The following is a 12,690-nucleotide window of genomic DNA, read 5'->3' on the forward strand; positions in this document are numbered from 1 at the left end:
CCTCCTGTCAGCCCAGCCCGACGCGCAGGCAATCGTGAATATGCAGAAGGCCCTGCGCCAATCCCGGTTGTTCGGGGTCGACGACGAACAACGAGGTGATCTTGCGCGCGTTCATGATCGCCACGGCTTCTTCGGCCAGCGAATCTGGTGCGATCGTGGTCGGATTGCGGGTCATGACCTGAGCGGCCGTATTGTCCAGCAGCCCCTCCATGTGGCGCCGCAGGTCGCCGTCGGTGATGATGCCAGCAAGCTTGCCGTCCGCGTCCGTCACCCCGACCACGCCAAAGCCTTTCTGGCTAATCTCGATCAACGCGTCGCTCATCGGTGTATCGGCAGAAACCAGCGGCACCGCATCGCCACTGTGCATCAGATCGCGTACTGCGCTCAGCTGCGCGCCCAGTTTGCCGCCCGGATGAAAGGCGCGGAAATCCTCTGGTTTGAAGTCGCGATATTTCATCAGCGCAATCGCCAGCGCATCACCCATGGCCAGCGTCAGCGTGGTCGAAATCGACGGCACCATCCCATAGCCGCAGGCCTCGCCCAGAGAGGGGATCAGCAAATGCACGTCCGCCTGTTTCATCAACGAGCTTTCGGGCTTGCTGGACAGGCCGATCAAAGGGATGCCGAACCGCCGGGTAAAGGCCAGAAGATTGGCCAGTTCCGGCGCCTCGCCCGAATTGGAGATCGCCAGAACCACGTCTCCTTTCGACACCATCCCCAGGTCGCCGTGGCTGGCCTCGGCCGGATGAACGAAATAGGCCGGCGTACCGGTGCTGGCCAGGGTTGCGGCGATCTTGTGACCGATGTGTCCAGACTTGCCGATGCCGCTGATGATGATCCGCCCTGTGGCCTGCAGGATCAGCTGAACGGCTTCGGCAAACCGGTCGTCAAGGCTGTCGGCCAAAACATCCAACGCCCCGGCTTCGTCGGTGATTACCTGACGGGCAACCTTCAGAAAGGATTCATTGTCTGTCATGAGTGCGCAAAAATATCCGTTTCAGGCCATCCGGCCAGATCCAGTCTGGCACGCATCGGCAGGAAGTCAAAACAGGCCTGCGCCATCTCGGCGCGCCCTTCACGCGCCAGCCGCGCGTTCAAGGCATCACGCAGACGGTGCAGATACAGGACGTCGGAGGCCGCATAATCCAGTTGGGCCTCGGTCAGGGTCTCCGCACCCCAGTCGCTCATCTGTTGCTGTTTCGAGATATCGACGCCCAGCAACTCCTGACACAGGTTCTTGAGACCATGACGATCGGTATAGGTGCGCACAAGGCGGCTGGCGATCTTGGTGCAATACACCGGAGCGGCCAACGCCCCGAAGGCATGATACATCGCGGCAATGTCGAACCGCCCGAAATGAAACAGCTTCAGCACATCCGGGTTTTCCAGCATGGCACTCAGGTTTGGCGCCGAGGTTTGGCCCTTTTCGACCTGCACGATATGGCAATCGCCGTCACCCCCGGACATCTGAATCACGCACAGACGATCCCGGTGCGGGTTGAGACCCATGGTCTCACAATCAATGGCCACGATCGGGCCCAGATCCAGCCCATCGGGCAGGTCGTTCTTGTACAGATGGTTCGCCACACGTGTTTCCTTCGTTCGGTATCGTCCCCGAAATAGGGTGTTTGGCCTGCAAACTCAACGCCATCCGGACCGATGCCGCGATTGATCTCAGGCAGGCTTGATGCATCCCCATGGGGAGGATAGGGTTAATGCATGAACCCTCACAAGAATTCAACACACCCGCAGATCATCGCGCGCCTGAAACGCGCGCATGGGCATCTGGCCAAGGTCATCGCCATGCTGGACGACCAGGAGCCCTGTCCGGACATCGCTCAGCAGCTTTTCGCCGTGGAAAAGGCGATCACGAATGCCAAGCGGACACTGATCCATGATCATGTCGACCATTGCCTTGCTTCGGGCGACGCCGACTCGGTCGACGCCTTCAAGGCCATCACCAAGTACCTGTGATGCTGAGCGTTCTGCAAAACCGGGTCTATCGTCACCTGCTTGCTGCGCAAATCGTGGCCTTGACGGGCACCGGTCTTGCCACGGTGGCCTTGGGACTTCTGGCCTACGATCTGGCCGGAAGCTCTGCGGCCCTGGTTCTGGGTACGGCACTGACGATAAAGATGGTTGCCTATGTTTCGGTCGCGCCGGTGGCGGCGGCCTTTGCGGAACGGCTGAACCGACGAAAACTCCTTGTGACGCTGGACCTCGTCCGCGCCGCAGTGGCGCTGTGCCTGCCGTTCGTGACCGACATCTGGCAGGTCTACGTTCTGATCTTCGTTCTGCAATCTGCCTCAGCCGGGTTCACCCCGGCGTTCCAAGCCACGATACCAGACGTTCTGACCGACCAACAGGACTATACCAAGGCGCTGTCGCTGTCGCGCCTGGCCTATGATCTGGAAAGTCTGGTGAGCCCGATGCTGGCCGCGTTCCTACTGATCTTCGTCAGCTTCGACAGCCTGTTTCTGGGAACAAGCCTCGGCTTCGTCGCCTCGGCCTTGTTGGTCATGTCGGTTGCCCTTCCCTCACCCACGCCCGTCCGGCCGCGCGGGATCTTCGACCGCACGACCCGCGGTCTGCGGATCTATCTGGCCACACCACGCCTGCAGGGGTTGCTGGCTTTGAGCTGGAGCGCCGCAGCGCTCAGCGCGATGGTCTTGGTCAATACCGTCGTCATCGTGCGTGCAAGCCTGGGGCTGTCCGATAGTGCCGTGGCCATCGCGCTGGCCGGATTCGGCAGCGGGTCCATGCTGGCGGCATTTGCCTTGCCGGCGGTTTTGCGGCGGTTCGAGGACCGCAAAGTGATGCTGGCGGGTGCGACAATTGCCACCGCGGCCATGGCGTTTGCTGCGATCCTGTCTGCAGCTGTACCCATGAGCCTTGCCGGGCTGTCCGCAATCTGGACACTGGTCGGCTTCGGATACTCGGCAACCCTGACCCCGTCGGGGCGCCTGCTGACCCGGTCGGCCCACGCCGAAGACCGCCCGGCCGTCTTCGCCGCCCAATTCACCCTGTCGCATGCCTGCTGGTTGGTTCTCTACCCGCTGGCCGGATGGGTCATAACAGCGTTCGGTGCGACAGTGGCCATGGCTTTGTTGACCGTTCTGTCACTGTGCGGTCTGGTAGGAGCTCTGTTGGCATGGCCTCGCGCCGAGCCGGGCGCGGTCATCCACCAGCATCCGGACCTGCCGGTCGACCATCCGCACCTGTCCGGATCGGCAGAGCACGCCCACCCGATCATCATCGACGACCTTCACCCCCGTTACCCGCATCAGCCTTGAGCGCAGGCGCCAAACTGGCATACACCCGAACCATCCCTTCGGAGCACGGAGCATAGATGGACCAGCTTGATCGCCGCATCATTGCCGCGCTGCAACACAATGCGCGCGCCTCGACCACCCATATCGCGGCAACGCTCGGGGTGGCCCGGACTACGGTGCATGAACGTATCAGCCGGATGGAGAGAAACGGTGTGATCGCCGGATATTCGGTGATCCTGCGCCAGGCCGAGGACACGCCCAAGGTCCAGGTCGTTGTCCTGCTGGAGGTACAGCAGAAAGAAACCGCCCGCATTATCAAGCGGCTGGAAGCCTATCCAGAGGTCAAGCTGTGCCTGTCGATCAATGGAGAATTCGATCTGTTGCTGTCCGCCGAAGCGCCGCGGATCGAGGATCTGGACATTCTGGTTGATGAGCTAGCGGCGATCCCGGGAGTGCTGCGGACCAACACCAGCGTTGTGTTCGGCCGCCGCATCGATCGGGGCTGAGGTCCCGATAACCCTCTGTAAACCCAAAACTGGCTAGCTTGGCCCGGACACAAGAATCCCCGGACCGGCAGAATGCCAGAGCTCAAGTTTTTCATCTCGATCGCCGTTTGGCTAACCGCCGCCGCGCCTGCCGCCCTGGCATGGTCGGATGGCCACGCGACTGATGTCTGCGACCGGGCCGCGCGCCGGGCGGCTATGGCCGAAGGTGTGCCGCAGGATATCCTGTTGGCCGTCACTCGAACCGAGACCGGGCGCAGCATGAGGGGCCGCCTGACACCCTGGCCCTGGACCGTCAATGTCGAGGGCAAAGGGTACTGGTTCGCCACCGAGACCGAGGCCAAGGCCTTTGTCTTCGACGTGTTCAAAGCGGGTGCGCGCAGTTTTGATATTGGCTGTTTCCAGATCAACTACCGCTGGCATGGCAAAGCCTTCCGGTCCATAGACGCTATGTTTGATCCGGATCTGAACGCTGCCTACGCGGCGCAGTTCCTGAAGTCGCTTTTTACTGAACAGGGTTCGTGGGGGCATGCGGTTGGCGCCTATCACTCGCGTACGCCCGGCCTTGCACAGGCGTATACGGACCGATTTGAAACCATCCTCGCCAATCTCGACGGCGTGCGGCTGGCGCAACCGGGACCCCCGGGCCGCGATCCTTTTTCCCGGGCGGCCGCGCCTTTGATCCCGCCCGGTCGTGGCCGAACCGGGACGGGCCGCTTGGGCTCATTGGTTCCCTCCTCCGCCGCTGCTGCTGCGTTCATCGCGTTCGATCAGGAGTGACGCGTGCCAAAGCTTGACGCCCGATCCCTGTTTTCACCCACCGTTCTACTGGCGTTGGCCTTGATGACGGTGATCGTCATGATGATCCTGCCAATGCCATCCTGGGTGCTGGACATTGGCCTTGCGGCCTCGTTCGCGCTGGCCATCCTGATTTTCACCCTGACCCTGTTCATCGAGCGACCGTTGGATTTCTCGTCCTTTCCAACGATCCTGCTGGCTTCGCTGATGCTGCGCCTGTCGCTCAACGTGTCGTCGACAAAGCTGATCATCGGGCAGGGTCATACCGGGCCCAACGCCGCCGGTGACGTCATCGAGGGCTTTGCCCAATTCGTCATGAGCGGCAGCATCTTCCTGGGCCTCGTGGTGTTCGGCGTGCTGCTGATCGTGAATTTCATGGTGATTACCAAAGGTGCGGCGCGCATGGCCGAGGTCGGGGCCCGCTTTGCCCTTGACGGTATGCCGGGCAAACAGCTTGCCATCGACAGCGACATGTCTGCCGGCGCCATCGACCATCAGCAAGCCAAGGAACGGCGCGAGCTTGAGCAACAGGAAACCACCTTTTTCGGGTCGCTGGACGGGGCATCCAAATTCGTCAAGGGCGACGCAATTGCCGGGCTGCTGATTACCCTGCTCAACCTGGTGATGGGGTTGATCATGGGGGTGATCGTGCACAGTATGCCGGTCGCCTCGGCGTTTGAAACCTATGCGATCCTGACCGTTGGTGACGGGTTGGTCACGCAGATACCGGCGGTCATCATCTCTATCGCATCCGCCCTGTTGCTGGCCCGCGGTGGTACGCAGGGTGCAACCGATACTGCCTTGTTCTCGCAACTGGGGCGTCATCCGGCTGCGCTGGCAACCGTTGCGATCCTGATGGTGCTGTTTGCGCTGGTGCCCGGGCTGCCTTTTCTGCCGTTCATTCTCGGCGGCGTGATCCTGGGCTATGCGGCATTTGTTGTTCACAAAAAACAATCAGCTGCCACAGAGTCGGCACATATGCCGGCTTCGGACGCCGAGCCCAAGGCTACACAAGGCATCGGAGACGTCCTTGACCTCGACGACGTTCACCTCGAATTTGCCCCGGATCTGGTCAGCATGGTGTTGAACCCCGGCACCGGATTGGACGCTCGGATCACCAACATGCGGACCTACGTCGCGTCGAGCTTTGGATTGATCCTGCCGGAGATCCGGCTGACAGACCGGGCCGACTTGCCGACGGGCACTTACGTCATTCGTGTTCAGGGCGTCGAACAGGCCCGGGGGGTGCTTCACCCCGACCTGATCCTGGCGCTGGTGCAGGACGGGCTGGATCTGTTGCCGGAAGGCAATGACGTCACCGAACCCGTCTACGGCGCACCCGCCCGATGGATCCTGCCCAAGGATCAAGAGGCCGCCGCGCTGAGCGGCGCAACCATCGTAACCCCGCCCGAGATTCTGGCCACCCATCTGCTGGAAATCATCAAGCAGAACTTCCCGCGCCTGCTGACCCTGAAATCCCTGCGCCGCCTGCTGTCCGAGATGACCCGCCTCAGCGACCCGGTCCGGGCCGAAGCAAACCGAAAGCTGCTGGATGAGCTGATTCCCGACAAGGTTCCGATCGACACCTTGCACGCGGTTTTGCGTCTGCTGCTAGAAGAACGGGTTTCGATCCGCAACATGGCGCTGATCCTGGAGAGCGTCGCCGAAGCGCGGATGACCACGACGCAGCCTGAGGCGATCTGTGAGATCGTGCGCCAGCGACTGGGCTTCCAGCTGGTGGCGGACCTGAAGCGTGGCGACGGCTCGATTCCCCTGATCCAGTTGGCGCCGGAATGGGAGGAGACGTTCTCCACCTACCAGATCGACACTCCGAATGCTGGATTGGATGTGGCGCTGCCCCCCAATCTGTTCAACAAACTGGCCGATGGCGTCGTCACGACGATAACACGCAGCGCGGATCAGGGTGTGTTCCCGGCGTTGGTAACCTCGACGCGGCGGCGCAGGTTGCTGCGTACCATCATACACGCGCGGGGAATCTCGAATCCAGTCCTGTCGTTCGAGGAAATTGGGCTCGAAGCGCGGCCGGCTCTGGTCGGAACGGTGCCGGCGTGATTGAGCTGCCGCCGGACTTGCTGGCTCAGCTGGGGGGCGTGCTGTGGTCCTCATTTGTGGTTTTTCTCAGGGTTTCAGCGCTGGTTTCCCTGCTACCAGCTTTCGGGGAGCGCAGCATTCCAACCCGCGTAAAGCTGGGGGTCGCAATGGCATTCACGCTGGTCGTCGCGCCGTCGGTTTCCGTTGCCGAGCCCGACAGTGGCCTGATGCCGCTGGTTCAATTGATACTGACCGAAATCCTGATCGGCCTGACCTTGGGGATCGGACTTCGGCTACTGGTACTCGCCCTTCAAACCGCCGGGTCGATGGCCGCGCAAGCCACGTCGTTATCGCAGATCCTGGGTGGCGCCGCTGCGGACCCGGCCCCGGCGATGGGTCATTTCTTGACCCTGTCCGGGTTGGCCCTTGCCACACTGATGGGCGTTCACATCCGGGCGGCCCAATTCCTGATCGACAGCTATTCACTATTCCCGGTGGGTGCCGCCCCGATGGCGACCGATCTGTCACGTTGGGGGGTGTCGCAGGTATCGCGCAGCTTTGCATTGGCCTTTGGGCTGGCCATGCCGTTTGTCATTGCATCATTGATCTACAACCTGGCCCTGGGTGTCATCAACCGGGCCATGCCTCAACTGATGGTCGCCTTTGTGGGCGCGCCGGCAATCACCTTTGCCGGTTTGTTCCTTTTGTTCGCGGGAACGCCGATCATCCTTGCGGTTTGGTCTGACGTCCTGTTCCAGTACTTGCTTGATCCGACCGGAGCACCGGAATGAGCAGCACAGACGACGACACTGACAAGTCCTTCGAGGCGACACCACAGAAACTGCAGAAGGCTCGGGAAAAGGGTGAGGTCGTCAAGTCAAATGACCTGTCCGCCGTTGCCGCCTATTCCGGCCTGACAATCGCTCTTTTGGCGGTCGGACAGTTTTCGACCGAACATTTGGGATCATCCCTGATGGTTCTGATTGATCAGGCCCCGGAACTGTCACGGTTGTTGACGTCTGGCAGCGCGGCTGCACCGGTCGGCGGGCTGATGGAAAAGGTTGCCGGTTCCGCGGGTATTTTGTTGGCGGTTCCAGCGGCGTTTGTGTTGCTGAACCTCTTGGCACAGCGCGCCCTGGTGTTTGCCCCAAGCAAACTGACGCCGAAGATATCCCGCATTTCAATCCCATCCAATGCCAAGAACAAGTTCGGTCGTGCCGGACTTTTTGAGTTCCTCAAAAGCTTCATCAAGCTGGTGATCTACAGCATCTGCCTTGCCGTGTTTTTGAAATCCAACCTGGCGGACATCCTGACGGCTGCAGCCAGCCCCGCACGAGCCTCCATCCCGCTGATGATGAACCTACTGTTTCGGTTCCTGTTCATCGTCGTCGCCGTCACGCTGACCATCGGGGTCATCGACTACCTGTGGCAGTATTCCGAGCACATGCGCAAAAATCGAATGTCGCGCAAAGAACTGCAGGACGAGACGAAGGACTCGGAAGGCGATCCGCATGTCAAACAGCAGAGACGCCAGCGCGCGCAAGAGATTGCGACCAACCAGATGATGGCCGAGGTTCCAAAGGCCGACGTGGTCATCGTCAACCCCACCCATTTTGCAGTGGCATTGAAATGGACCCGCGCCCGTGGAACCGCACCCGTCTGCGTCGCAAAGGGCGTTGACGAAGTTGCCGCGACAATCCGCCGAACAGCGATGGAGTCAGGAGTTCCGATTCATTCGGATCCGCCGACGGCGCGAGCCCTGCATGCGACCGTCGAAATCGGAAAGGAGATAACGGAAGACCTGTATCGTCCGGTCGCTGCCGCCATCCGATTTGCCGAAGCCATGCGAAAACGCGCGAAGGGAACGGTCGGATGACACGCACGAAACTAGGGGATCTAGCGGCGGTCACGGCGGCTTCATTCGAAAGAGAGTTTCAGAAACTGAAACCGATACTTGAGGCCGAAAGCCGCATTCAGGCACAGATCAGCGCACTGAACGCGCAGGTCGCCCAAACGGCGTCGGACGCCGCGCAAACCCCTGGGTACCAGATCGCTGGCGCGGACGTCTTGTGGCACGGGTGGGAGTCCAGAACCCGGCGTGACCTCAACACTGAATTGGCGCGCGTCAGATCCCGGAAACTGGCAATGATGGAGGACCTTCGCCAAGCATTCGGCCGCAAGCAGGCGGTTGAGACGTTGCAGCGCGATCAAGAAACCGCGCTGCGCATTGCACGCGCCAGGAAACTGATGAACCAGTAAACCGAAAGCTGAAGCCCGCCCTTTTGGCGTCAGGTGCCCTGGCGGCTCACGCTCATGATCAAAACACGGGACACGTCATCGCCAAGGTCCTTTCGGGCAACCTCCAACAGAGACCTTCGCAGCACCTCAAGATTGTCCGATTGCGTGAATTCGCCGTCGAACCCACCAATATTCGCGTGATCAAACAGCACTTGAAGAAACCCGTCCCGCAGTTTCGGTTCGATTTTGTAGAACTCCTCCGAGATGCCCGGCCGGGTTTCCAGGCTCAGCGACATGGTCACCAGAGCAGAGATTTCGTTTTCTTCGACGACCGGAACGACGAACTGTTTGGTCAACTTGAGATACTCATAGGGACCAGCCTTGCCCGATGTCTCACTATGGCCGGAGGTTTTGTTCGCCTTGTCTGCCTTGGCGGTCTCCTCGGCGTGAGGCTCCGGTGCTTTGGCATCGGCCACGGTTTCCGCTGGTCCCGGTGTCAAAAATAGCCCAGCCGCAGCGCCGGCCCCGAGACCTGCAATCAAAAAGAGAACGGGGAGCAGTTTCTTCATCATTTGAACACCTTAGAACGGCAACAGCGCGTCCAGCACCTGTTGCCCGTATCGTGGCTGCTGAACATCCGTGATCTGGCCGCGGCCGCCATAGGACACCCGTGCAGACGCGATCTTGTCATAGGTAATCTCGTTCTGGCGCGAGATGTCCTGCGGACGCACATAACCAGACACCAGCAGCTCGCGAAGTTCGAAATTCACCCTCAGTTCCTGTGTTCCTGAAATCGACAGGACGCCGTTCGGCAGGACATCGATCACTGTTGCGGCGACGCGCAGTGTCAGCTTTTCCTTGCGTTTCACCGACCCCTTGCCCTTGCTGACCGACGCGGAATCGATCGAAACCGCCTCGTCCAGTGACGCACCATCTGGCAGGTGCTTCGCTGCGCGCTGGGGTAATCCCAAGAGGCCGGGAACCTTGAGATCTTCCGAGCTGCCGCGCGACCGGTTTGTATCGTTCGAGATTTCGGCCTTTTCATCCAGCTCGATCACGACAGTCAGAATATCGCCCTTCTTGATGGCGCGCTGATCGCCCAGCAGAGACTGCTGACCCCCACTCCACAGAGACGCGCGGTCCACCGCGCGCTGGGATTGAGTGTGCAACGGCAAACCCGGCCACAACATCGCCACGTGTTCCGGAGTTTCCGTAGTTGGCGACAGGCTGGGCGGTTTGCCCAGATGGTCCAAACGCCCGCAGGCGGAAAGGGACAGGATGGCCAGCAACAGGGATCTGGACAGTTTCATGATCAAAACACCTCGATTTGGCCGTCGGGACGGATTTTTCCGATTACCGTCGTTCGTGACGACAGGTTCATGACGCGGATGCGATCTCCGGCGGCTCCGCGGCCCAGCGCACGCCCTTCGACCGCGATGGACAGTCCACCTTTCACGAAGACAAGCGTCACCAGATCGTTTCGATCGACCAGAGCGGGAGGGCCGACACTTGCCTTCAGAATTGGCCGACCGGGATACAAAGCGGTTTTGGCTTCCTTCCCGATCAGGTCTGCAGGATCATTTACCGCGCCGGGCGCCTCACCGGATTTCACCTGAAGATCAGCGGATTCAATGATCTCCTTGGCCCGGATCGTTCTGGTCGGCACGACTATGTCAGCGAAGGCGGCAACCGGAAGAAGCCATAGGGATATGAAGCCCACGACCCGCATCAGCGTACCTGTGTCGTCGCGCCCATCATCTGGTCGACGGCCGAAATCACCTTGGCATTCATTTCATAAGCGCGCTGCGCCTCGATCAGATCGGTCACCTCACGTACCGCATCAACCGAGCTGTCTTCCAAATAGCCTTGACGCAGCATTCCGAGCCCGTCCTCGCCTGGGGTGCCCACGATCGGTGCGCCTGAAGCCTCGGTTTCCTTGAACAGGTTGCTGCCGATGGCCTCGAGGCCCTTGGCATTGGAAAAGCTGGCCAGCGTGAATTCCCCCAGCAGTTGCCCTTCCGCGGTGTCGTCAAAATAGGCGTAGACCTCGCCGGACGCGTTGATGGAAATCGACCGCGCGTCGTCCGGGATAGTGATTTCGGGGGCGACCGCAAACCCGTCCGACGTGACGATGAGGCCTTCGGCCGATCGCTTCAGACTGCCGTCACGGGTATAGGCCGACTGACCGTTTGGCAGCACCACCTCGAGATACCCGCGCCCTTCGATCGCAATGTCTAGGTCACTGCCCGTCGCGGACAACGCGCCTTGGGCCAACTCGACGGTCACGGCTGCAGGACGAACACCCAGACCAAGCTGTATTCCCGTCGGCAGGACAGTCCCGTCCGCGGCGTTCACCGTGCCGGCGCGAGCCATCTGCTGATAGTGCAGATCCGCAAATTCAGCCCGCCGGGCGTTGTAGCCCGTGGTCGACATGTTCGCCAGGTTGTTCGAGATCGTCTCGACCCGCATTTGTTGCGCCGCCATTCCGGTCGCGGCAATTTTCAGGGCTCGCATTTCGGTTTCTCCTGCAGTTTCAGATCAGCGCATCAGGGTCTTCACGGCGCCGCGGACCCTTTCATCTTCGGCGTCCAGAAAACTCTGCCCAAGCTCGTAGGCACGCTGGATTTCGATCAGCCGGGCCACTTGGCCGATGGCATTGACGTTCGAACCCTCCAGAAACCGGTTGAGAACCACCGGCTGCTCGACCGGCTCGACCTCGCCTTCCGGTTTGAACAGGGTGCTGCCTTCCCGCACCAACTCGGTGCCCTCCGCGGGCTGAACCACCCCGATCTGCCCCAAAGCCTGTCCATTCACGCTAAGCGTCCCGTCGCCGCCCACATCAATGGTTGCTGCGTCCGGTGGAATGAAGACTGGGGCCCCGTTGCTGTCCAGTACGCGGTGCCCATCCATCGTCACCAGATCGCCATTGGCGTCCGGTGAAAAGCTGCCCGCCCGGGTCAGACGGTTGCCGGACGGAGTTTCAACCAAGAAAAATCCACTGCCTTCGATTGCAAAATCGAATTGCCCACCGGTTTCCGTCAGCACGCCTTGCGAAAAAGACGTGTTGCGCGCCTGAGCACGGCTCATGGACAGAGAGGGGCTGCCGGGAAGGTCCCGCACAAACTCGGAAAACACCAAACCCTGCTGGCGGTAACCCGTCGTGTGCGCATTGGCGATATTGTTCGCGACCAGGCGCATTTCGTTCATCAGCCCGGTTTGACGGGACAAGGTGACGTAGGCTGTATCCATCAGCGGCCTCCTGCAATCAGCGGAACCAGTGTCGAGGTGAAGAATGTGACCAGCGTCTGCGTCATGAACCCCATCGAGACCCAGAACACGATGACGATGGCCACCAACTTGGGAACGAAGGTCAGGGTCATCTCCTGAATGGACGTCAGGGCCTGGAACAGGCCCACGGCCAAACCCGTGACCAGCGCAACCGTCAGAATCGGAACTGATGTGATCACGGCAATCCACAGGGCCTGACGCACGACGTCATAGAACAGACCTTCGCTGAGCATCGTTCAGACCGGCATCCGCAGAATTTCCTGGTAGGCCTCAACGACCTTGTTGCGCACGACAACCGCTGTTTCGACCGCAAGTTCGGTCTGGGCCAGTGCCTGCACGAGGGCATGTGGGTCGGCCTGACCAATCATGGCCGCATTGGCGACCTCTTCGCTGTGTTTCAGGGTTGCCGCAAAGTCCTGAAAAGTTGCGCGTAGCCCTTGTGCCGCGCCATTTGCTCCCGGATCCGCTTGGGTGGCCGGGCGGGCATGCGCATAGCTCTGAGCCGCGGTGATCGATCGGATATCCATTCTGGCTTTCCT

17 protein-coding genes are annotated in these 12,690 nt (G+C 60.6%); 8 read left to right on the top strand and 9 right to left on the bottom strand.

Translation table 11 applies throughout. The features are described from left to right. Positions 1 to 7 precede the first annotated feature (7 nt). Together ACR0LD_RS15255 and ACR0LD_RS15260 are read right to left on the bottom strand one after the other, a co-directional pair. A complete protein-coding gene (locus tag ACR0LD_RS15255) occupies positions 8 to 976 on the bottom strand; it encodes a KpsF/GutQ family sugar-phosphate isomerase (protein WP_170530135.1) in 969 nt (322 codons plus the stop codon). Then, the gene (locus tag ACR0LD_RS15260) at positions 973 to 1,587 is read right to left on the bottom strand and encodes a ribonuclease D (protein ID WP_170359906.1); all 615 of its coding nucleotides are present in this window, start codon (positions 1,585 to 1,587) and stop codon (positions 973 to 975) included. The genes ACR0LD_RS15255 and ACR0LD_RS15260 overlap by 4 nt, the downstream gene beginning before the upstream one ends. A gap of 132 nt (positions 1,588 to 1,719) precedes the next feature. On the opposite strand from ACR0LD_RS15260, the gene ACR0LD_RS15265 reads away from it, so the two are divergent. The 8 genes from ACR0LD_RS15265 (at position 1,720) to ACR0LD_RS15300 (ending at position 8,884) form a co-directional block, all read left to right on the top strand. Continuing rightward, positions 1,720 to 1,974 (top strand): metal-sensing transcriptional repressor, encoded by a 255-nt coding sequence (locus tag ACR0LD_RS15265; protein ID WP_170372452.1) that lies wholly within the window; start codon positions 1,720 to 1,722, stop codon positions 1,972 to 1,974. Next, positions 1,974 to 3,293, top strand: coding sequence for an MFS transporter (locus tag ACR0LD_RS15270; RefSeq protein ID WP_480637765.1), 1,320 nt, complete (start codon positions 1,974 to 1,976; stop codon positions 3,291 to 3,293). Before ACR0LD_RS15265 ends, ACR0LD_RS15270 begins: the two co-directional genes overlap by 1 nt. 56 nt (positions 3,294 to 3,349) lie before the next feature. After that, entirely contained in the window at positions 3,350 to 3,778 is a 429-nt protein-coding gene (locus ACR0LD_RS15275) for an Lrp/AsnC family transcriptional regulator (RefSeq protein ID WP_093963783.1), read from the top strand. Between the two features lie 72 nt (positions 3,779 to 3,850). Beyond that, the gene (locus ACR0LD_RS15280) at positions 3,851 to 4,555 is read left to right on the top strand and encodes a lytic transglycosylase domain-containing protein (protein WP_170372457.1); all 705 of its coding nucleotides are present in this window, start codon (positions 3,851 to 3,853) and stop codon (positions 4,553 to 4,555) included. Positions 4,556 to 4,618: 63 nt separating this feature from the next. Further along, positions 4,619 to 6,646 carry a flagellar biosynthesis protein FlhA gene (gene flhA / locus ACR0LD_RS15285; protein WP_480637855.1) on the top strand — a complete coding sequence of 676 codons (2,028 nt, stop codon included), beginning with the start codon at positions 4,619 to 4,621 and terminating at the stop codon, positions 6,644 to 6,646. Beyond that, a complete protein-coding gene (locus tag ACR0LD_RS15290; protein ID WP_170367529.1) occupies positions 6,643 to 7,416 on the top strand; it encodes a flagellar biosynthetic protein FliR in 774 nt (257 codons plus the stop codon). Before flhA ends, ACR0LD_RS15290 begins: the two co-directional genes overlap by 4 nt. Beyond that, positions 7,413 to 8,501 (top strand): flagellar type III secretion system protein FlhB, encoded by a 1,089-nt coding sequence (flhB, locus tag ACR0LD_RS15295; RefSeq protein WP_480637768.1) that lies wholly within the window; start codon positions 7,413 to 7,415, stop codon positions 8,499 to 8,501. The genes ACR0LD_RS15290 and flhB overlap by 4 nt, the downstream gene beginning before the upstream one ends. Next, positions 8,498 to 8,884: a hypothetical protein gene (locus tag ACR0LD_RS15300; RefSeq protein WP_174819821.1), complete on the top strand. Its 387-nt coding sequence runs from the start codon at positions 8,498 to 8,500 to the stop codon at positions 8,882 to 8,884. Before flhB ends, ACR0LD_RS15300 begins: the two co-directional genes overlap by 4 nt. A 29-nt stretch (positions 8,885 to 8,913) precedes the next feature. Here ACR0LD_RS15300 and ACR0LD_RS15305 read toward each other — a convergent pair whose 3' ends face one another. From ACR0LD_RS15305 to fliE, 7 genes are read right to left on the bottom strand one after another with little or no spacing between them, the layout of a single operon-like run. Continuing rightward, the gene (locus ACR0LD_RS15305; protein ID WP_254437120.1) at positions 8,914 to 9,435 is read right to left on the bottom strand and encodes a flagellar basal body-associated FliL family protein; all 522 of its coding nucleotides are present in this window, start codon (positions 9,433 to 9,435) and stop codon (positions 8,914 to 8,916) included. 9 nt (positions 9,436 to 9,444) lie between these two features. After that, positions 9,445 to 10,173 (bottom strand): flagellar basal body L-ring protein FlgH, encoded by a 729-nt coding sequence (gene flgH, locus ACR0LD_RS15310; protein WP_170369927.1) that lies wholly within the window; start codon positions 10,171 to 10,173, stop codon positions 9,445 to 9,447. 2 nt (positions 10,174 to 10,175) lie between these two features. Continuing rightward, positions 10,176 to 10,592 carry a flagellar basal body P-ring formation chaperone FlgA gene (gene flgA, locus ACR0LD_RS15315; RefSeq protein WP_480637771.1) on the bottom strand — a complete coding sequence of 139 codons (417 nt, stop codon included), beginning with the start codon at positions 10,590 to 10,592 and terminating at the stop codon, positions 10,176 to 10,178. Further along, positions 10,592 to 11,377 (bottom strand): flagellar basal-body rod protein FlgG, encoded by a 786-nt coding sequence (flgG, locus tag ACR0LD_RS15320; RefSeq protein ID WP_093963652.1) that lies wholly within the window; start codon positions 11,375 to 11,377, stop codon positions 10,592 to 10,594. The genes flgA and flgG overlap by 1 nt, the downstream gene beginning before the upstream one ends. Before the next feature lie 24 nt (positions 11,378 to 11,401). Next, positions 11,402 to 12,112, bottom strand: coding sequence for a flagellar hook-basal body complex protein (locus ACR0LD_RS15325; RefSeq protein WP_480637773.1), 711 nt, complete (start codon positions 12,110 to 12,112; stop codon positions 11,402 to 11,404). After that, positions 12,112 to 12,384 carry a flagellar biosynthetic protein FliQ gene (locus tag ACR0LD_RS15330; RefSeq protein WP_093963653.1) on the bottom strand — a complete coding sequence of 91 codons (273 nt, stop codon included), beginning with the start codon at positions 12,382 to 12,384 and terminating at the stop codon, positions 12,112 to 12,114. Before ACR0LD_RS15330 ends, ACR0LD_RS15325 begins: the two co-directional genes overlap by 1 nt. 3 nt (positions 12,385 to 12,387) lie before the next feature. Then, positions 12,388 to 12,678: a flagellar hook-basal body complex protein FliE gene (gene fliE, locus ACR0LD_RS15335; RefSeq protein WP_170367526.1), complete on the bottom strand. Its 291-nt coding sequence runs from the start codon at positions 12,676 to 12,678 to the stop codon at positions 12,388 to 12,390. Positions 12,679 to 12,690: the final 12 nt, after the last annotated feature.

Source organism: Ruegeria sp. BF8, from assembly GCF_056538625.1.